This is a genomic window from Moraxella sp. K02, from assembly GCF_041154755.1.
Taxonomy (GTDB): Bacteria; Pseudomonadota; Gammaproteobacteria; order Pseudomonadales; family Moraxellaceae; genus Faucicola.
Window position 1 is genome coordinate 1,127,378 of record NZ_AP031590.1, and the last position, 20,642, is coordinate 1,148,019.

A 20,642-nucleotide genomic window follows, 5' to 3' on the forward strand; every position below is an offset into this window, starting at 1 on the left:
ATAGGCATGACTAATCTGGCGGTTAAATGCCCCCTGTTTAGGGCATTTTAAGTCATTAATTGCGCTATAATAGCGCGTTAACAGCCGGCTGAAAATTTGATTAAGCTTGCTGATGTTTTTTAAAATTTATATTGCTTACTATACCTTTATCCGACGATAAGGTCTGTGCGATAACTGTGCATAAGGCAATGCCGCTATAAAACTCACTTTTTGCTGTCATTAAGTGTTACTTGTTAGAAAATCTGCTTAAAAAAACTACCTAAAAAGCCACTCACTTAAAGGAAGGTCATGCCTGCGTTAGATCTGAACAATCCCAACAATGTCTATTTGGTTCAGTCGGGGTTTAATGTCGAAGATATCGAAAAATCGCCTACCTTGGTCAATTTGCTCAATCGATTCCAAGGTAACTTACGCATTGATGAGCAAGATACCACGGTCGGTGTCGGCGCAAAAGCCTACGGCAATACCATTCATATTGCTAAAAGTTACAAAAATTTTTTGAACATCGCCCACGAGCTAGGGCACGCAACCGGTCAATACCAACAAATCAATAGTGATAAAGACAATTTGTATCAATTTGATACGCCACAAGCCTATGGAATGGCACGCGCCAAAGCGGAGGGTGAGGCAACTTATTATGAGTTTTTGGTGGCAAAAGAATTAGGCTATCAACGGTTTGTCAAACCATTGTGGCTCGATAACGCGGCAAAACCGCAAGATAAAGATGTGTTTACTGAAGTCGATGAAATCATGCGCCAAGCAATCAGTGAAAACGACAAAATAACCCAATTGGCAGTGCTCAATCAAAGCATGTTGCCCAGTGGGCAGTTTCATGCGCCGCTTTATACGTATGATGAATACAATACCTTGGTGTTCTTGAATAACCGTTTTGCCATTGCGCGTATATCGCAAGATTATCAGCAAGCATTTGGCAAGGCACTGGATTGGAACAGTTATGAAGCCAAATCCCTCGCCAATAAAGCCAACCAGCATTTTGGCACCTTGGCTAATGATGTCATCATCAATCACCATACTGACGGTTCTGTGCTTGGACGGCAGGGCGTAGGGGATTTATTATGGGGTAGTCAGGGGGACGATGTGCTAGTGGGTAATAGCGGTCAAGATAGGCTGCTAGGCGGTGCTGATGATGATGTGCTCATCGGCAATGCTGGTGATGATGTGCTGGTGGGTGGCACGGGCAATGATTTATATTATTTCACCAAAGGATTTGGTCATGATACCATTATCAATGTGGGCGGTGGTAAAGATATGCTTTATCTTGCGGATAGAGGCTATGACGAGCTCAGCCTAGTCACTCAAGAAAAGCAGGATTTAACGCTGGATTTTGCAACTAGTTCGCCCAATGACAATGAGAAAACCCGTAAAGCGACTGACGATCAACTTACCATCAAAGATTTTTATTTGGGCGGTGATAACGCAAGTTTAGCCATCGGTTTTGCAAAAAGCGGCAACACCAACCCTGCGATGCTGATGCCAGTCAGTCAATTAACCAGTCAATTAACAAATTTTGGCTCAGTCGCGCAGCGTGATATGACTGATTATCAGCCAGTGCTAGAAAAATCTCTTTTACAACTGGGCAAAGTCAATGTTACTGCTACAAACGACAAATAAGCGGTTTGTCACACAAACTTGAAAGCTACTGCAAGGAAATGCGATGTTACCATTAGAAATTAAATATTTGCAAAACGCTCAATATGAACCCACCCATGCAGCGATGCTGGCGCGCGTGTTATCGCGTATCGAGCAAAAAAAATCTGCCAGCAGCGAGCAGGCGCAGCTTAGCGCTGATGAGTTATGGATTGTGGACCACGATAATGTGTTTACGCTGGGTCAAGCGGGCAAACCTGAACATATTTTACAAAGAGATAATACCCCCATCATCCACACCGATCGGGGCGGTCAAGTCACTTGGCACGGTCATGGGCAGTTGGTGGTATATTTTTTATTTGATTTAAATGCGTTGGGGTGGGGCGTGCGTGATTTGGTCAGCAAAGCTGAAACCATCATCATTGATGTCATCACGCCTTATTTGCCGCCAGATTTTTATGCCAAAGCGCGCGCGGATGCGCCAGGGGTGTATGTGTATAACCAAGACGATTTAGAACTTGGTAAAATTGCGTCATTGGGATTTAAGATAAAACACGGCTTTAGTTATCATGGCATCGCCATCAATGTACAAAATGATTTGACCCCGTTTCAAATGATCAACCCTTGTGGCTATGCCGGCATGACCATGTTGCGTCTAGCAGATTTTGCGGACGTGGATTATCAAGTATTTACCCAACAATTCATCAGCCGTGTCAACCAAGAACGCCAATTTAGCCTAAGCAAATAAAATCTTACTAAGGGCTTAAATATAAGAGCCTTTATTACCAATGTCTTTAATTCAAGGATTGGGTAGAGTAGGTAATGCCTTTAATTTCATACACTTGGTAAGTCGCCTGCAGTAAATCATCAATATATGGATTGGATTGGTGTGCCAGTACATTCATAAAAATCGGGGTTGTCGCATCTTCGTGACGTAGACGATGATAATGAATTTGCTCGGTACGCACGGTTTTTAAACTATCAGGCACTAAGGTAATGCCTTCACCTGCCGCCACCAAGCCCAAAGCAATTTGGATATCGCGCACTTTGGTGGTCAAATGAGGTGACAACTGATGGCGGGCAAACAAATACATGAGTTGGTCAGTTTCGCCATTAAATAGCGGATTTTGCAGGATTGGCAAGGGCGTGCGATGATACAAAATGAGCGTATCTTCTAGCAGCTCTTTAAATGCAATGCCAATATCATCCGGGCGTGATGCCAAGGGGTGAGCCATCGGCAGCGCCACCACAAAGCGTTCATGACGTAAAAATATCTGTTGCACAAAGTTGTCACTGTGCCGAAACCTTCCAAACCCCACATCAATGTCTCCCGACTTTAGCGCTGACATTTGCTGCTCCGAATTGATTTCGACTAGCTTGATATCCAAATTTGGGTGTCGCTGTTTGACTGTAGAAATAATCTCAGGCAACAAACCATATAGCACCGAGGCGACAAATCCTATTGTCAAATGATTGGTTCGATGCGGCTGGGCAAAGCGCTGAGTCAACTCACGGGCTTGCTCAAGCTGTAGCAATATTGGCTCAATCTGTGCCAAAAAAAAATGCCCCGCTGCGGTTAAGGTCATTGGGCGGTGATAGCGATCCAGCAGCTCGACACCCAGCTCGCTTTCAAGTTGCTGGACATGGCGGCTTAGCGATGGCTGTGATATAGCCAAGGTTTTGGCAGCTTGGCTAAAACTACCTGCTTTTGCCACTACCACAAAATAAGTGAGTTGTGAAATATCCATATCAATACTCAATGATAATTACAGCGTTGTGTTATCGGGGTTAAAAGCTGTTTACTCATTCAATAAATTTGCTATCAAGCCAAACCATTAAATCAATGTCACTAAATCAATGTTACAAAAAATGTCAAATTTATGTCGCCATTTCAAGATATTCTAACCAATATATTATAAAATTTGGGCAATACTACGTTAAAAATATTATGCTAAAAACCTTACGCTAAAAAAAGTTTAAACCTCTAGATTAAGTTGCTCATTATGGCCATCCGTCTACCCAAGCCAAAAAAAGCCCAGTCTTTACCGCCCATTGAACCCAGTTTCGATAATGTGCATCAAGTTAATGAAATGCAAGTTGATGAAATAATTGCAACTGAAGCAGGCAGGTCTTTTGTCACGTTAACCGAGATGCAAGAAGGTTTTAATAATCGTCGGTTTTTTGATTGGCACGGTCGGGTTAGTCGTGTTCAATTTTTAGCGTATTCCACCTTTAATGCATTGATAGCACTAATGCTGGTCGCTTTGCTATTTGTGACGATTGGTGGCTTTCAGGGCATGGTGAATGCCAGTAGTGAGCAGTTGCCGATGAGTTTGCTTGGCGCAAGTAGTGTGGGTGTGGCGGTTTTGTTTTATCTACAGCTTGCCGTTAGCAAACGGCGCTTCAATGACCTTAACAAAACAGGGTGGCTTGTGCTATTGATGTTAGTGCCTGGGGTAAATATCTTAGTTTACCTTTACTTGCTAGCAGTCGAAGGGACGGCAGGCTCCAATTATTATGGCTTACCTGCTAGACCTGCTACCCAGTTAAAAACGGTACTGATGGTATTGATTCCGCTTTTAGTCATTTCACTCATCGGTTTGTTAACCCAAATTGTCTTGCCCAGCTATCACAGTTATCAAGCGATAAGAAACAGTAGAGACGCCCAAAACAATGTCATTGTGACGGCAACAAACCCTAGCCAATCGGCGCAGACATTGCCTGCAACTGCTTCAGCGGTTGCTGCCTCGACTACTCAACCAGAGAATTTAAGAACAGAAGCGGTGGTAATTACCGGTGAGCAATTAGGAAACGGCGTGTCTTCCACCCCACAACCCACCGCGCCAGCGAATGTCAATCCCGCTACAACCACCAATCAAGTGTCAACAGATACGCTCGCCAACACGCCAAGTAGGACTAATCAGATGCCTGATGCGCCAACTGACACCGCTAATCCCAGTACCCTAAATCCTAATGGCTCAAATCCCAATAACCTAAATCAAGGTTCAGATGAGCGCGCGCAGACGGGCAGTAATTCAACAACGGATGCCCCTAGTAGTCAAGGGGTAGTTTCTTATGAAGACTTTGTCAAAGCCTCTGAACAACAAATATTTATCGATAGAAGATAATTTGTTTAAAGCTAAGGCTAAATCAATGCTTTAATCCTGACCAAAGTGTAAATTAATTGTCAATGAATTTAACTATGCACGATTTACAAACGGTTTCAAATCTGCACATTTGCTAATACAAGTTAGCTAAGTATAACAAAACCACAATCAAACCTATGATTAAATGACGGCATGATATCCCTATAATGTTACCTATCAAGAAGGGGTATTTAACATGAAGATTAACAAAACACATAACAATATAAGGGGTGGCTTAATAAGGAGTGGCTTAGCATCTCAAAGTTTGGCGTCTCAGTTAGTTTTTGCTGACGTGCTTGAGCATGATTATCGCCAAGCAACCGTCAAATCGGTATTACCGAGTTCGACTAATCCTCAAACTTATTTGGCAGATTACTCATCTAATTTTTTTACCATAAAAGATGAGGACAATCACTTAACCAGAGACTTACGATTTAAAGATATTTTTAAAAAGTCTGCAAAGTTACCAAGAAAATCAGCCATAGATGATTCGACGGATGATTTGACAACCGATAACAAAATCGATAATGAATCTTGGCGATATCATCGTAAATGGCTCAGTGTCGTATTTATGATTTGGTTCTTTTTAGCGGTGGGTTTATTGCTAAACGCTGCCTATTATTAACTAAAACTATTAGTTACAACAGTTTTTTAGATGAATCATTGCATTTCACCATGTGATGATTTTTTTTGGCTCAAATGCATGAAAAAAGTTTTATAATGAAGCAATTGTGATAAACCAACCAGTTAAAAGGAAATCGCTTGCTAGTCACTCAAACGGATGCTAATACGCCAACTATCGATTCAACGCTCGATAATCAAACCGTAACCAAAACTAAAAACAATACAATCATAGACTTGCTTGCGCTTATTACCGATACCATGCCGCAGTGGAAAGTGCATCGGTGTCAAGTGACGGACGGGGTTATCTCACAGCACCTGCCTATGAAATTTATTTACCATTATGAGTATTTATCCGACTTACTCAAACTGCAACATTCATTAAATGGTCAATTGCTAGCAAGCTTTGATCGATTGCTGACGCGAGAACAATTTGCGCAAATGCTTGGCATTCATCTAAGCCAAGTTGTCAATCCTTGGCAAATAAAGTTTGCTGGCAAATTGGTGGTGTTTTACCAACAACCTGATATTGCATTGCGTTTGCATTGGGTGAATACTAGCAAAACATTTGAGCCTATCTACCTCTCATCAAAATTATCTAAAACAGAAGCTTTGCCTTATGCGATTGATAATGCTTTTACCAATTGGCAGATTATCGGGGTAGAAATTATTCAAAAAAATCCGCAGGTTGAGCTTGTGTATGACAGTGATGAAACCAATGGCACCCAATCCATTTTGCCTTCCACCCAATTTGTGCCCGTGCCTACGCCGTTAGCCCATTGGATGATGGCATATTTTCAGTCGCATCCTGTCATTGCCAATGAATGGTTGACGCTAATCAAATCAGAAGCACAATCTTATGCCCAAACACAGCAGTTTATTGCAGCGCCATGACTTTTATCAGTAGCTTTTTAGCCTTAGCTTTTAGTCATAGTAGCCATGCCATCATCAATACTAGCAACGCCCCAAAATTTTTATACGATTAGCCAATGTTATTGGTTACAATATGCTTATGTTAATTCTAGTGCTCGACCTTATAATTGCACTAGTTTTTGGTTTTTGGTTTTTGGTTTTAATCGGGTATTGCTAGCAGGCTGTTGACAGGCTGGCATCAAAATATTTAGTGATTTATATTTAGTAATTTATATTTAGTGATTTGGATGGTTGGGGAAGCATAACTTATGGAAGGCTCGATTGATCTCGTTAGTTTGGTGACGCATGCCAGTATTTTCGTCAAAATTATCATGGGCATTTTATTATTTGCTTCTTTGTTGTGTTGGGTCACTATTTTTCGTTTAAGCAGTCGTTTGGCAATTGCCACGCGCGCCGATAATTATTTTGAGAAAACCTTTTGGTCAGGGGTTGAATTGCCAACCCTATACAAAGGTGTTCAAGGCAATCCTGATAGAAGTGGACTTGAGCAAATCTTTTTTATTGGCTTTAGTGAGTTTTTAAAACTGCTCAAAAACACCCAAGCCCGTAGCGACGTCATTGAAGGCGTCGAGCGCAAACTTCGCGTTGGCTTGGGTCGTCAACAACTCGAGCTTGAGCAAGGATTGCCGTTGCTAGCGAGTATTGCTTCGGTCTCGCCCTATATCGGTCTGCTTGGCACGGTTTGGGGGATTATGACGGCTTTTATGGGTTTATCGACTTCTGCGCAAGCCACACTGGCTGCGGTTGCGCCTGGTATTGCTGAAGCCTTGATTGCCACGGCGCTCGGGTTGTTTGCTGCGATTCCAGCGGCACTGGCTTTCAACCATTTTACCGCAAAAAACGATAAAGTTTATCAAAGTCGTAGCCTGTTCTGTGATGAGATGACAGGCATGTTGTTGCGACAAACTGTGGATACGGCTACCAATTTACCCACGGGGATGAATTCAGCTGCCATGATGCCACCGCTCGCTCGCTAGACAAACGCTGAATGCTAAACGCTAAATGAATGTTAGATAAATTTTATTGAACAACTTGACACTATGAAAGCAAACCCTTACAGCCGTAGCCGTCCACAAAAACTCAATGCGGGTATGAATGTGGTGCCTTATATTGATGTTATGTTGGTGCTGCTGGTTATATTTATGGTGACCGCGCCTATGTTAACGACGGGAGTAGATATTGATTTGCCAAAAGCGCAAACCAAATCACTGCAGCAAGGCACGCAGTTACCGGTGATTGTGTCACTAAAATCTGATGGACAGCTATATTTAAGTACCCAAGACAAAACCGATGAGCCAATGAGCGAAGCGGCGTTAATCGCCACTTTGAATAATTTACAATCTCAACCTCAATATCAGTTCGATGGTAAGCCCAATGTCAATGTGATGATTAATGCCGATCAAAATAACCAATATGGTGATATTATCCAATTGATGGCAAACTTGCAGCAAGCGGGCATTCAAAAGGTTGGGCTGTTAACGGCACCGCCAAAAGCAGCCAGCAAGTAGCCTTTTAATCAAGTAGCCTTTTAATCAAGTAGCTTTTTAATGAAGTAGCTTTTTAATCAAGCAGCCTTCTAATACGATGACCTTTTAATTTTTGATTGAACATTTTTGCTAGAATAAGGAAATACTGAGACGATGTATGCTGAAGTGACCTCAGTCTATGTACCCGTCAAAACACCCGATTACCCGGTATGGGCGATTGTGCTCAGTGCCATTGCCCATGCGTTGGTGGTTGGGTTATTGTTTTTCTTTTATCATAACGCCCCGCCCGCGCCCATGGAAACCTCTTTGATTACCCCTGAGCAGTTGTCGGCAATGCAAGGGCAAATCAAAGCCAACCAACAAAATGAGCTTGCGCAAAACCAAGCCACGGCTGGCGAGATGGCTGGTGCGCCCACACCGTCTTTAAATTCCCAAACCCTATCCACTGTGCCAATGAACACGCCTCATTCGACCTCAACCAACCAAATTGAAATGGTCAAAGATAATTTGGCCGCCAAGCAGGCGCAATGGGAAAAAGAGCAGGCATTATTTGCTGAAAAGCTAGACCGGGAAGTAGCCGCTGAAAGACAGAGCGTGATTGATGAATTAAACCAGCGCAATGAAACCCAGCAGCGAAATCTGCAAGATTATAAAATTGCCGAAAGCAATATTGATGAGGTAAAAAACGAAATACGCGCCAACAATGCCGCCTACAATAAAAACCTCAATGCCAATAGCGAGCGGCAAAGTAACAATAGTATAAAATCACTGGATTTGGGTAAAGATGGTCAATCTACAGGTGCAGCGCAATCGCAATCATTTGGTGGTCAAGGTTCTAGCAGACGTGGTGGTGCATCGGGTGGGAGCTCGGCAGGCTATGTCAGCCAAGTCATGGCGATGATTGATGCAAACTGGAATGTGCCAACCAATAGTAATGGCAATTCATTAACGGCGTCATTTAGCATTGCGGCGGATGGTACAATTAGTAATATCACTATTCGCGGCAGTAGTGATGCCGCTTTTAAAGCAAGCCTACAACAAGCAATCAACCAATCAAGTCCACTGCCACCCCCACCCAATGGCGCAAGAACCATGACAGGCAACTTTAAAGCTAAATAGTAAAAATAAGTAGTAAAGCTAAGTAGTAAAGCTAATAGTGTTGTAGCGCTTAGTCTTGCCCAGTCTTTTTTGGCGATTAAAACAATGCTATTATCTGAAAACCACTTTTTTAATAATTATAAATATTGCAGGCTAATTATGAACAGAACTTTTTTTAAAGCGGCAGTCATTGCCTTGGCTACCACTGCGATGCCACCTCTAGCGAACGCTGCCGATAAAGTTGACTTTACTCTAGTCAAGCAGGCACCACGGTCAAACTTGCAAGTTGCCATCGTACCATTTGCTGGCGCAGAGAGTATCTCAGGGATTGTCACCAATGATTTGACCAATTTGGGGCAATTTACTTTAGATAGTAATTTGCCAGAGCGGCCTCATAGCAGTAGTGAAGTCACTTTGCCTGTCTGGCAGCATAAAGCCGTCCCTTATCTGGTGGTCGGCAATACGCGCAGCAATCGGGGCAATGTTGAAATTAATTTTGAAGTCATTAATGTGGCGACAGGCGAGGTGATGCAAGGTCTGCAAACCGTCACCACCAAAAATAACTCGCAAAGTTTGCGTATGGCAGGGCATAAGATTGCAGACCGTATCTATGAGATATTGACAGGCATCAAAGGCGATTTTTCTGGGCGAATTGCGTATGTGGTGGAAACAGGCAAGCCTAAAAACCGTGTGTCACGTTTGGTCATTTCTGATGTGGATGGGTTTAACCCAAAAGTGATTTATGAGTTTAACGGTACCATTAAAACCCTAAACACCTCTGCTGACAATCAAACTTTCACTTTCCAAGTTCAGCCCGACACGCTAGGCTATCCGCAGGTCATGTCTGCCAATATTGTCAGCGGGGCAGTCAGCAATTTGACGAATTTTAAAGCCATGAACTATGGTGCGTCCGTGAGTAAAGATGGCCGCGTGATATTTAGTAGCAGTTTTGAAAACGGCATACCGCAGATTTATTTGGCGCAAGGTGGCAGTTCTCGTCGCTTGACCAATGACCCTGTAGGGGCTATTTATCCTAGTTGGGCGCCTGATGGGCAGTCATTTGTCTATACTTCAGATAGAGCCGGTGGTAAAAAAGGCGGTAATAAAGGTCAAATTTATCTATACAATTTGGCAACCGGTAGTGAGCAGCGTTTGACGGGCGGCGGACTGAGCAGCATGGGGCGCATCAGCAATGATGGTAAAAAAATGTCCTATTTGTCGGGTGCTAATCAAGGCGTGGTGATGGATCTGGGTTCGCGCTCGGTAACTGCTGTAAATAACGTTGGGTTAAGTGAAGCCCCAGGTGTCTCACCCAATGGACAACACTATATTTACTCCAATAAAAATGTCATTACCATTGTCTCCAATGGCAAATCCATCAGTATTAGCCCCTCCCAAAATGGCGTACCCAATGGCTTGATTTATGGACCACTTTGGCTCAATCCAGACGCCAATAATGTTTTGCCGTAGCCTAGCCACAAATAACATGAAATATGTTTATCCCTTACCCCGTTTATGGTGCGCCCCTGTTATGGCAATTGTCATGGCAATTGTCATGGCAATTAGCTTGGCGATGACAGGGTGTCAGACCATGCATTCGCCATCAACAACCTTATCTAACACCATCCTGCAAAGTTCGTCCTCACTGCCCAAAGTGGTAGCGACTGCGCCAACCAATTTGCCGCACATGGATGCTAACCAGCTGCCAGGCAAGTTAATTTTTATTTATTTAACCGGCTTTGGGGAAAATCGCCAAGCGCAGCTGATTGAAACCCAAATGGATGGCAGCGACCCAAAGACTTTGTATAAGGTCAATGGGACGATAATGAGCTTATCCGCCAGTCGCTTAGGCGACCGCCTGATTTTTACGGTTCAAGCAGGCAAAAGTTATCCTAAAGTTGTTATCCTTGATAGAGCGACTTTGCAAGTCACTGATGTTTCTGATGTTTCTGGGGTTTCTGGGGTTTCTGGGGTGTCGGGGGTTTCTGCCAAACGCACCCATAATTTTAGTGGGGCAATCTCCCCCGATGGACGCCAATTGTTACTAGCAAATAGCCAAATGGGCAATCCAGAGATTTTTTTGACTGATAGCAGCGGCAATATAAAAAAACAATTGACCCAGCAACCAGCGATTGATTTAGCCCCTGTGTGGCTGCCAGATGGCAAGTCATTTATATTTACGTCGGATAAAGCCAAATTTTTACAACCGCAACTTTATCAATACTATTTTGCAAAACAACAATTTCTGCCTTTAAACTTGCCTGGTAAAACCAATGCCATCGCTCGGATTAGTCCCACAGGGCGTTTGATAACTTATGTCAGCGATAATAGCCAAGGCAGGCTCGCAGATATGGCAACTAAACAAAGCATTGCTATTAATAATGAAGGATTGGCTGAACCTGCCAACTTTTCGCCCGATGGCAACTATTTGTTGTATTCGGCAAAAAATCGCATAAAAATCATCCCAGTACCAACCTTTGAGGCGTTGACACCACAGCAATCCCCTGTTAGCTGGACGATCGAGTTTGCCGATAGCAACCACCAACCATTTACCATTCGAGAACCGATTTGGGTAATACCCTAAAGTCCATAACAATCAATTGAAATTCTACTGTATGACCCGATAAAAAAAGTAATAATCATTGATGGAAAATTATAATGAACCTAGAAAAACCAACAGATGCTCACACACCTGACCCAGTCAACCCACAATTTGGTAGTGGGGCGAATGGTTATCCATCAGCGTTACCGCAATACACGCAGCTTAGTCAAAACTTACCGGTGACCCAAAGTCAAATCAATTATAACCACATTACTTATGCGTTGGCGCTGTTTAGTTATTTTACTGCAGGACTGACTTGGATTATTCCGATTGTGATGAATTATTTAAAGCGTGATGAGGCTAGAAACACGTGGCTTTATAGTCACTTTGATTGGCAAATCAAAACGTTTTGGTACAGTATATTTTTTTGGCTGATTGGTTTTGTCATGGTGATTTTTGCAACGGGTGGGCTATTTTTTGGCGCCGCCGTTGATAGCAATCATACGATGGGTGGTAGCTTTATTGTCGGTGTTTTAGGCGGCTTGATAATCGTCGCCACAGCCTTATGGCATCTGTATCGCATTATTCGCGGTTGGATTGCCTTGTCAAATGGTCGAGCTGTGCCTTAGCCTTCGATATAGCGGTGAAGGCAAAGAAAATTGCAGGTGTTTATTTAGCGTCAACACTGATATAATAGCTTTTCTGATTTTGACGAGGTAGTCTAGACAGCGCGTCAACGGCTGCTATCTCTCAAGCTAAATAGGTTAGTTCTGCTTGTATAAAGGGCAGAGTCAATTAGATTCACCCATGCAATGTGAGTGCTTATTCAACTATGTATGCCTTTCTTCGTCCGTTCTTATTTAATACCGATCCTGAAAAAGCCCACGAAATCACGTTATCGTTACTTGAAAAATCGCAAAAATTTGGCATGCTCGGGTTTTTGTACGGTAAACAAGAATTAACAACCGAATGTATGGGGTTAACCTTTACCAATCCAGTTGGTTTGGCAGCAGGGCTTGATAAAAACGGCGAATATATCGATGCGTTAGCGGCATTGGGTTTTGGCTACATCGAAATTGGTACGATTACCCCAAAACCACAGCCTGGCAACGACAAACCGCGTCTATTTCGTATCAAAGAAGCCCATGCCATTATCAATCGCATGGGATTTAACAATAAAGGCGTCGATTATCTCATTGAGCAAGTCAAGCGTGCAAAATATCAAGGTATTTTGGGTATTAATATTGGCAAAAATGCCAGCACGCCGGTTGAAAATGCCCTAGATGACTATATTTATTGTCTAGAGCGAGTGTATCCTTACGCGTCTTATATTACGGTGAATATCTCCTCTCCCAATACCAAAAACCTGCGTGACTTGCAAAGTGGTGATGCGCTCACGGCGCTGCTTGATGGTATCAAATCACGTCACAGCCAACTGGCTACCCAACATCAGTATTATGTACCATTAGTGCTGAAAGTTGCCCCAGATTTGGAAGAAGACCAAATTGATTATATTGCTAAAGAATTGGTGCGTTTTGATATTGATGGGCTGATTACCACCAATACCACCTTAAGCCGTAACGGGGTAGAAGACTACAAAACCAGTCAAGAAGCAGGCGGGCTATCAGGTCGACCACTCAGTCACCGCAGTACCCAAGTCCTTGAGCAGTTTGCCGAACGCTTACCAAGCTCAGTTGCGCTTATTGGCGTAGGCGGCATTGACAATGGTCAACGTGCGGTTAAAAAGATTGAAGCAGGGGCGGATTTGATTCAGCTCTATAGTGGTTTGATTTATGAAGGACCTGAACTCATTCAAACCTGTGTTGAAGCCATTGACGGTTATCGTTTAAGCCAACATTCACCCGCTACTTTGTAAATCCCATGATACGAGCTTGACCCGATGACTTTGTTAGATATGGTAGTGTTGTTTGTATTGTTTATGGGGTTGTGGCAGGGGTTTAATAATGGCTTGCTGCGCTCACTGGTGGGCATGTTCGGTTGGCTATTGGCGCTGCTGCTAGCCAGTTATTTGGCAAAACCTTTAGCGCCGTTTTTTGTGTCGCTGACTGGCTCAACCGGCCTTAGTATCATTGCCGCATTTTTGGCAATTGGCTTATTTGTCATCGTGGGACTGCAAATCGTATTATGGGTGATGAGTAAAACCTTGCAGGGGCTGAGACTGAGCATCCTAGATAAATTGGCGGGCGCGGGGTTTGGCTTGGTCAAAAATCTGGTCATTGTGTTAATGGTGCTCAGTTTATTGGCGCCTTTTGTCAGTCAACGTGACTTTTGGCAGCAGTCTAAGTTTGCCAATGCGCTACTGCCACTGGCACCTTTTGCGACACAAATCACCCAACAGCTTGCTACCACGCTCGGTAAAACCGCTACCGATAAAATAGGTCAATAGTGGGGCAAATGGGCAATAGCATTGGTAAGTTTGACTGACGGCTAAAGTATTGTCAGCCGCCAAATAAGGTAGTTTCATTCAATTTTCATCAGGTCTCATAGCCATCCGTGAAAAATCAAAGGGGTAAAATATGTGTGGAGTTGTCGGTATAGCCGCTCACAGTGAAGTTAATCAAATGCTATACGATGCGCTGACTATGCTGCAGCATCGCGGGCAAGATGCTGCGGGTATTGTGACATGTCAAGATGGCCGTCTGTTTTTGCGTAAAGAAAATGGCATGGTGCGCGATGTGTTCATGACACGTCATATGATGCGTCTTGTCGGTCATCAAGGCATCGGGCATGTACGCTACCCGACGGCTGGTACATCTAGCAGTGCGGAAGCTCAGCCTTTTTATGTCAATTCACCGTATGGTATTACCTTAGCGCATAATGGTAATTTGACCAACGCCGAAGAGATTGCCAAAGAACTGTTTATGGAAGATATGCGCCATATTAACACCGATTCTGATTCAGAAGTCTTGCTCAATGTGCTAGCGCATGAGATGCAAAAACTCGGTATCCAGCATCCAAGCCCCGATGATATTTTTGAAGCGATGACATCTGTCTACAAACGTATCGAAGGCGCGTATGCGGTTGTCGCTATGATTACGGGCTATGGTATTTTGGCATTTCGTGACCCCAATGGCATTCGTCCGCTGATTTTTGGTCAACGATTAGCGGAAAATGGCGGTTTTGAATATGTGGTGGCATCTGAGTCAGTTGCGTTAACTGCATTGGGTTTTGATATCGTTCGAGATGTGAAGCCCGGTGAAGCGATTTTTATTGATGAAAACAATAACTTCTTTAGTCGCCAGTGTGTCGAAGCCAAAGAGTTTAGACCTTGCATTTTTGAATACGTCTATTTTGCCCGCCCAGATTCAATTATAGATAATATTTCTGTTTATAAAGCCCGTATGCGTATGGGCGAATCGTTAGCGCAGAAAATCATCAAAGAATGGGGCGAAGATCACGGGATTGATGTGGTTATTCCTATTCCCGATACCTCACGTACTTCTGCGATGGAGCTTGCCCAGCATCTAGGCGTAAAATACCGTGAAGGCTTTATGAAAAACCGTTATATCGGTCGCACCTTTATTATGCCAGGTCAACAGCAGCGCAAAAAATCGGTACGTCAAAAACTAAGCGCGGTGCCTTTTGAATTTAGAAATAAAAACGTATTGTTGGTCGATGATTCAATTGTACGTGGCACGACCTGTCACGAGATTATCCAAATGGCACGTGATGCTGGCGCCAATAATGTGTATTTTGCCAGTGCGGCGCCACCCGTCAAATATCCCAATGTGTATGGTATTGACATGCCAGCGCGCAATGAGCTGATTGCCTCAGGTCATAGTGTGGAAGAAGTGTGTAAAATCATCGGCGCGGATCGTTTAATATTCCAAGATTTGGATGACTTGATTGAAGCGGTACAAGACAAACACAGCGATGCCAAAAAATTTGATTGTTCGGTATTTGACGGCAAATACATCGCCGGTGGTATTGATGAAGACTATTTGGATGAATTGCAGCGTAGACGCAGTGATAAAGCCAAACAGAAAAAATCTGGGATACAAGACGTGGCTGATACGCCCGTAGATATCGTCGGAGTACAAACCGAGGTGTAAATTATCCTTAATAAAAAAAGCCCAAGTTGGGCTTTTTTTATGGCTATTGAAAACCTATCAGATTCAATCCCCATAAAAATCCATTAAGGCTAGCAATCCCCACCAGCATACTTAGCAGTAATTGCTTTTTCCAATGATAGCTGAGCAATACCACTAAAAGCGCTAATATCTCTGCCACAAGTAATGGCGATAAGCCCAGACTCATACTTATAGGCTTAGGCTGCTGCCAATGCAAGGAAGTTAAAATCAACAGCGTCATCACCGATAATGGCAATGCTTTATTCACCGCGAGCAACAATGGCGCATCCAATAATCGCTTCGGCAAAATTATCGGGGTTAAGCGGGTGAGAAAAGTCACCAAAGCCATGGCAAAAGTAGCGGCGACTAAATAAAAGTTATCAGGTGGTGTGTTCATAATATTCTAACGATTAATCAAATAAATTTTTCTATAGGTGAAGTGTCAGAGAGCTTGCTGATGAGTGGATTTATTATCCATAAAAAAGTGGATGATAATGAGTCCCAAACTCACGCAAATCGCTGATAGTAAAAGCCAATCGGGTATAAAATAAAACGCCGCTGTGAACGCAATGATGGCGATGAAGATGGGATAGTAAGCCTTGACCGCTTTAAACTGCTCGTAGGCTAAAATAGCAAATAAGCACACTAATGCAAAATCCAAATGTGGCACCCAATCATTGAGCCCTGCACCCAGCAAAATCCCCAATATGGTACCGATAACCCAATAACACTGATTGAGCAAACTCACAGGTAATATGAGCTTTTGGCGTTCATTTTCATGAAGGGTGGTTAACACGGAAAAAGTTTCATCGGTTAACGCAAACAAGCAATAAAATCGACTGATAGGATTTGTTGGTAATTGTTTTAACAAAGGAATGGCATAAAAAGCATGGCGCAAATTTATCGCTAAGGTATTGCTGGCGATGGTTGAGATTCCAACCCCGCTCGCTAACAGCGCAATAGAAGCATATTGCGCCGCACCCGCGTATAACACCACACTAGATAAAATCGCCGCCCATATAGGAAGTTTTGCTGCCACAAACAACACGCCAAAGGCAATCCCTGCGGGGATATAGCCCATTGCCACAGGAAAACTTACTTTAAACGCCTGTTGCCATAACCCATTTTTCATTAATTCATTTTTCATCATTGCTATTCTTGTTTAGATTCTAGCCATAAAAATACCCTAGCAAGTAGGGTATTTTTGCCGCTCAAATCATTTATTGATTATCTACTACTTTGTTGTCATAGATAGGCGCATTGCGGTCTTCAAAAACCACTTCGTCCTCAACAAATTCTGGTTTGACTTCGACAATAAAGTCTTTGCGCGACATACCGAGCCACAGTGGAATTGCACTGGCGATATACACTGATGAGAAAGTACCTAAAATCAAGCCAATGAGCAATGCTACAGAGAACCAATGTAAGCTTTCGCCGCCAAGCAGCAGCATCGCGACAACCACCAGCAACACCGTTGAAATGGTCATAATAGTACGACGTAGCGTTTCAGTGAGCGATAAATTGACAATTTGCGTTGGGCTGGCACCACGGACACGGCGGAAATTCTCACGGATACGGTCAAAGACGACGATGGTATCGTTAATCGAGTAACCAATCAATGATAACACGGCTGCAAGCACGGTCAAATCAAACGGCCATCCGAAAAGTGCGAAAATACCTACGGTGATAATACTATCATGAAATAACGCCAACACCGCGCCTAAGGCTAATTTGGCTTGGAAACGCACCATGACATAAATAAACATACACAGTAATGCCAGTGCCGTTGCCCCCAAGGAGCTGACATAAATCTCATTACCTACTTGACTGCCAACCACGTCAATATTCTTGATGGTGGCATTGTTGTTGGGTAAATCTAACGCAGCATCAAGAGAGTTTGATAACCCTTCGATTTGTTTTTGCGGCGGCAGGCGTACCAAAATTTCTTTGTTACTGCCCAAATATTGCACCACACTGTCATTGATTTTATGGCTGGCTAAGGCTGACTGAACTTGGGCTTGTTGCACCGGTTGCTCATATACAACCGTGGCTGACACACCACCAGTAAAATCTAAGCCTAGATTTAAACCTTTGGTTAAAATAGCGACCAAACCAAGAATCGTTAAGATGGCGGATAATATGGCAAAAGGTTTAGCTACCTTTAAAAAATCAATGATACGCCGACCGGCAAAGAATTTTTCACCGCCAAAATCTTCTGCTGAAAATTCAGACGTGGCAGCGTTAGCCACCGCTAACCCAGGGTTTTGGGGTATCGTATCGGTGGGAGTAGCAGGCTGCTTGACCAAATTTTTATTCACCCCTTTACCGTTACGGCGCGGTGTTTTGCGGTGCTGTGCATTTGATGCTATTTCATCACTACGACGTACGCCCAGCTCTGAGAGTTTTTGCTCGGGGTTGATGGGTTCTGAGCCGTCTAAACCGTCTAGGTCCTCTAATTTGTCATCATTCATTATTCGCTCCTTAACCAATACTTAGGCGTTTGACAGTTTTGCGGTAGCCATAAGCTAACTGTACCAGTGCACGAGTGACGGTCACTGAGGTGAAGATAGAGCTGGCAATACCAATGGCTAAGGTGACAGCAAAACCTTTTATCGGACCTGTACCAATCGCAAATAAAATAAATGCGACAATCAAGGTGGTCAGCTGCGCATCAAAAATACTGGTAAATGCGCGGTTAAAACCCGCCACAATCGCAGATTTGGGTCTGGCACCGTTGGCAAGCTCTTCGCGGATGCGTTCAAATATCAGTACGTTGGCATCCACCGCCATCCCGATGGTTAACACGATACCTGCGATACCCGGCAAGGTTAGGGCAGAACCAATCAATGACATGATGGCTAGAATCATCATTAAGTTAAAAATCAACGCGATATTGGCAATTAAACCAAATAAACGATAAAAAATAATCATAAATAAGAACACGAGTAAGTAGCCGACTTGGGTAGAGAACATACCTTTTTGGATGTTATCTTGTCCCAATGATGGACCAATAGTACGTTCTTCAACAAAATACATGGGCGCCGCTAGCGCACCTGCACGAAGTAACAAAGCCAGCTCTGAGGCTTCTGCATTACTATCTAAGCCTGTGATTTGGAAAGTTGACCCAAACACCCCTTGAACGGTCGCTTGATTGATAATGTGGCTTTCTGCGTAAGGTGTTCTTACTTCTTTATTTTGACCCGTCACTGGGTCTGGCTGGAAGGTGACACGCTGCTTATTTTCAATAAACAGCACCGCCATTTGTTTGCCCACTGATTTTGCTGTGGTATTTTGCATCAAACGACCACCCGCATTATCCAGCGTAATATTCACTTGGGGGCGACCGTTTTCATCCATCCCTGCTTGGGCATCCTGTACGTTTCGACCGGTGACCACAGCTTGACGTTCCAATAAGGTTTTTTGTGGGCTATCGACCTCACCAAATGAGTAGGCTTCAGTGCCTGCAGGCAATACCCCAGATGGATTGGCTTGGAAAGTATTGTTTTGGTCAGACACCATGCGAAATTCGAGATTGGCGGTACGACCAATGACCCGTTTGGCTTCTGCGGTATCTTGTACCCCGGGTAATTCCACCACAATACGATTGGCACCTTGTGATTGCACCACGGCTTCAGCCACGCCTAGCTCATTAATACGGTTACGCAAAGTCGTCAAGTTCTGGGTGACCGCATCTTGAGAGATTTGTGAAATCGTTGACTGGGTCAAGGTCATGTTAATCGCTGGACCCCCTGCATTGATGAGCGGTTGTAACTCGTAATTTGTCCCAAAGCGATTACGTAACACATTAATGGCTTGATCACGCGCGGCATTATCGACAAAGTTTAACGTCAGATTATTTTGCCCTGCTTGTAAATTGGTCACGGCAATTTTTTGGATGCGTAGCTCTGTGCGAACATCTCGGATTAAGTTTTCCAAACGCTGAGAGACGGTTTTGCTCATATCAACTTCTAGTACAAACCGTACACCACCCCGCAAGTCCAACCCTAATTTAATAGGATTACCGCCAATATTACGTAGCCATGCTGGCGTGGTTTGTGCCAAGTTCAACGCCACAACATAATTGTCACCAAGCTTTTCTTTTAGCACTTGTTGCGCTTTAAGCTGCGTTTCAGTCGACTCATCAGCAATTTTTAACAAGGCTGATTTACCATCAAAACTGTTGTTTTTGGTTGGGATACTGGCGGCGTTTAGGATGGTTTCCGCTTGCTTTAGCACATCATTGGTCAATGTGGTACTAGCAGAAGCCCCCGTGATTTGAACGGCGGGCTTGTCTGGATAAAGGTTTGGTAGGGCATACAGGGTGCTCAGTAGCAGCACAATGCCGATTAAAAAGTATTTCCAAGCAGGGTAGTGCATAATCTTGACTTCTTAAACTTGATTTTTTTTAGGTAACTAGTTGTTCTACTAGGTCTATTAACCGCGATCAACAAGGCAGTACAATATCATAATAGCCAGTTGGCAACTTAACAGACTGCTAGGTCGCCAACCTGACAGGTGAGCTGCATCAGCAATTATTTAAGACTATCAATGGTACCCACAGGCAATACTGAGATGATTGAGGCACGTTGCACCATCACCTCTTGGGTAGTGTTTAATGCAACGACCGCATATTCACCTTGAAGCTTTTTGATTTTTCCCATCAAGCCACCGGCAAATACCACTTCATTGCCTTCCTTAATAGCATCAATCATTTGACGATGCTCTTTATTACGACGGCTTTGTGGTCGGATAATAATGAAGTAAAAAATAGCAAAAAAAGCCAATGGCAATAGCATTTGCATGATGGTAGAAGCACCTGTTCCAGTAGGCGCTGCTGCCGCACCTTCCGCATGGGCAGACTGGATAAATGCTAAAATAGCGGTAAGTAGCATAGTTGAAATACCCTTAAATTGAGATTTAGTCATAAAATGGTGATAAAAACAACCTGTAATGATAACCGATTTAGCCAAATTAATAAATGATTAACCCTTGTTTGCTGAAATAATTCACCGCTGTAGAAACGATGATTGATTTGGTAATCCAGCGATTTTGGATAGTTTTGGATAGTAGGGTCACAGGGTTTTATTGGGGTTATTCACTATTTTATGCTTGATTA

General features: G+C 43.5%; 20 protein-coding genes. 14 read left to right on the forward strand and 6 right to left on the reverse strand.

The features are described 5' to 3' along the window. Positions 1-288: 288 nt before the first annotated feature. Positions 289-1,632, forward strand: coding sequence for a calcium-binding protein (locus tag ACAM39_RS05160; protein ID WP_369628463.1), 1,344 nt, complete (start codon positions 289-291; stop codon positions 1,630-1,632). Positions 1,633-1,675: 43 nt separating this feature from the next. Further along, complete coding sequence (gene lipB, locus ACAM39_RS05165; RefSeq protein ID WP_060995006.1) at positions 1,676-2,356, forward strand: lipoyl(octanoyl) transferase LipB; 681 nt, start codon at positions 1,676-1,678, stop codon at positions 2,354-2,356. A gap of 46 nt (positions 2,357-2,402) precedes the next feature. Here the strand turns inward: lipB and ACAM39_RS05170 are convergent, their stop codons facing one another. Beyond that, positions 2,403-3,356: a LysR family transcriptional regulator gene (locus ACAM39_RS05170; RefSeq protein ID WP_369628464.1), complete on the reverse strand. Its 954-nt coding sequence runs from the start codon at positions 3,354-3,356 to the stop codon at positions 2,403-2,405. A gap of 255 nt (positions 3,357-3,611) precedes the next feature. Here ACAM39_RS05170 and ACAM39_RS05175 point away from each other — a divergent pair, with 255 nt between their 5' ends. The 12 genes from ACAM39_RS05175 (at position 3,612) to purF (ending at position 15,508) form a co-directional block, all read left to right on the forward strand. Then, positions 3,612-4,736 carry a DUF805 domain-containing protein gene (locus tag ACAM39_RS05175; RefSeq protein ID WP_369628465.1) on the forward strand — a complete coding sequence of 375 codons (1,125 nt, stop codon included), beginning with the start codon at positions 3,612-3,614 and terminating at the stop codon, positions 4,734-4,736. Positions 4,737-5,019: 283 nt separating this feature from the next. Beyond that, entirely contained in the window at positions 5,020-5,379 is a 360-nt protein-coding gene (locus ACAM39_RS05180; protein ID WP_369628466.1) for a hypothetical protein, read from the forward strand. Positions 5,380-5,516: 137 nt separating this feature from the next. After that, positions 5,517-6,269 carry a hypothetical protein gene (locus tag ACAM39_RS05185; RefSeq protein WP_369628467.1) on the forward strand — a complete coding sequence of 251 codons (753 nt, stop codon included), beginning with the start codon at positions 5,517-5,519 and terminating at the stop codon, positions 6,267-6,269. A 287-nt stretch (positions 6,270-6,556) separates the two neighbouring features. Beyond that, the gene (gene tolQ / locus ACAM39_RS05190; protein WP_369628468.1) at positions 6,557-7,285 is read left to right on the forward strand and encodes a protein TolQ; all 729 of its coding nucleotides are present in this window, start codon (positions 6,557-6,559) and stop codon (positions 7,283-7,285) included. Positions 7,286-7,348: 63 nt separating this feature from the next. Then, entirely contained in the window at positions 7,349-7,816 is a 468-nt protein-coding gene (gene tolR, locus ACAM39_RS05195; RefSeq protein ID WP_369628469.1) for a protein TolR, read from the forward strand. Between the two features lie 132 nt (positions 7,817-7,948). Further along, positions 7,949-8,914, forward strand: a complete 966-nt coding sequence (tolA, locus tag ACAM39_RS05200) for a cell envelope integrity protein TolA (RefSeq protein WP_369628470.1) — start codon at positions 7,949-7,951, stop codon at positions 8,912-8,914. Between the two features lie 138 nt (positions 8,915-9,052). Continuing rightward, positions 9,053-10,363 (forward strand): TolB periplasmic receptor, encoded by a 1,311-nt coding sequence (locus ACAM39_RS05205; RefSeq protein ID WP_369628471.1) that lies wholly within the window; start codon positions 9,053-9,055, stop codon positions 10,361-10,363. A gap of 61 nt (positions 10,364-10,424) precedes the next feature. Further along, on the forward strand, positions 10,425-11,477 hold the full coding sequence (locus tag ACAM39_RS05210; RefSeq protein ID WP_369628472.1) for a hypothetical protein: 1,053 nt from the start codon (positions 10,425-10,427) through the stop codon (positions 11,475-11,477). Between the two features lie 74 nt (positions 11,478-11,551). Beyond that, positions 11,552-12,064 (forward strand): DUF4870 family protein, encoded by a 513-nt coding sequence (locus ACAM39_RS05215; protein ID WP_228288372.1) that lies wholly within the window; start codon positions 11,552-11,554, stop codon positions 12,062-12,064. A 203-nt stretch (positions 12,065-12,267) separates the two neighbouring features. Then, entirely contained in the window at positions 12,268-13,311 is a 1,044-nt protein-coding gene (locus ACAM39_RS05220) for a quinone-dependent dihydroorotate dehydrogenase (RefSeq protein WP_224053862.1), read from the forward strand. Between the two features lie 24 nt (positions 13,312-13,335). After that, a complete protein-coding gene (locus tag ACAM39_RS05225) occupies positions 13,336-13,842 on the forward strand; it encodes a CvpA family protein (RefSeq protein WP_369628473.1) in 507 nt (168 codons plus the stop codon). Positions 13,843-13,972: 130 nt separating this feature from the next. Continuing rightward, positions 13,973-15,508 carry an amidophosphoribosyltransferase gene (gene purF / locus ACAM39_RS05230; RefSeq protein ID WP_369628474.1) on the forward strand — a complete coding sequence of 512 codons (1,536 nt, stop codon included), beginning with the start codon at positions 13,973-13,975 and terminating at the stop codon, positions 15,506-15,508. A 43-nt stretch (positions 15,509-15,551) separates the two neighbouring features. Here purF and ACAM39_RS05235 read toward each other — a convergent pair whose 3' ends face one another. The 5 genes from ACAM39_RS05235 to yajC form a co-directional block, all read right to left on the reverse strand. After that, entirely contained in the window at positions 15,552-15,923 is a 372-nt protein-coding gene (locus tag ACAM39_RS05235; protein ID WP_369628475.1) for an AzlD domain-containing protein, read from the reverse strand. Between the two features lie 45 nt (positions 15,924-15,968). Then, the gene (locus ACAM39_RS05240; RefSeq protein WP_369628476.1) at positions 15,969-16,676 is read right to left on the reverse strand and encodes an AzlC family ABC transporter permease; all 708 of its coding nucleotides are present in this window, start codon (positions 16,674-16,676) and stop codon (positions 15,969-15,971) included. A 70-nt stretch (positions 16,677-16,746) separates the two neighbouring features. Next, positions 16,747-17,997 carry a protein translocase subunit SecF gene (gene secF / locus ACAM39_RS05245; protein ID WP_369628477.1) on the reverse strand — a complete coding sequence of 417 codons (1,251 nt, stop codon included), beginning with the start codon at positions 17,995-17,997 and terminating at the stop codon, positions 16,747-16,749. 10 nt (positions 17,998-18,007) lie between these two features. After that, positions 18,008-19,903: a protein translocase subunit SecD gene (gene secD, locus ACAM39_RS05250; RefSeq protein WP_369628478.1), complete on the reverse strand. Its 1,896-nt coding sequence runs from the start codon at positions 19,901-19,903 to the stop codon at positions 18,008-18,010. Between the two features lie 155 nt (positions 19,904-20,058). After that, entirely contained in the window at positions 20,059-20,403 is a 345-nt protein-coding gene (gene yajC / locus ACAM39_RS05255; RefSeq protein WP_081454568.1) for a preprotein translocase subunit YajC, read from the reverse strand. Positions 20,404-20,642 lie beyond the last annotated feature (239 nt).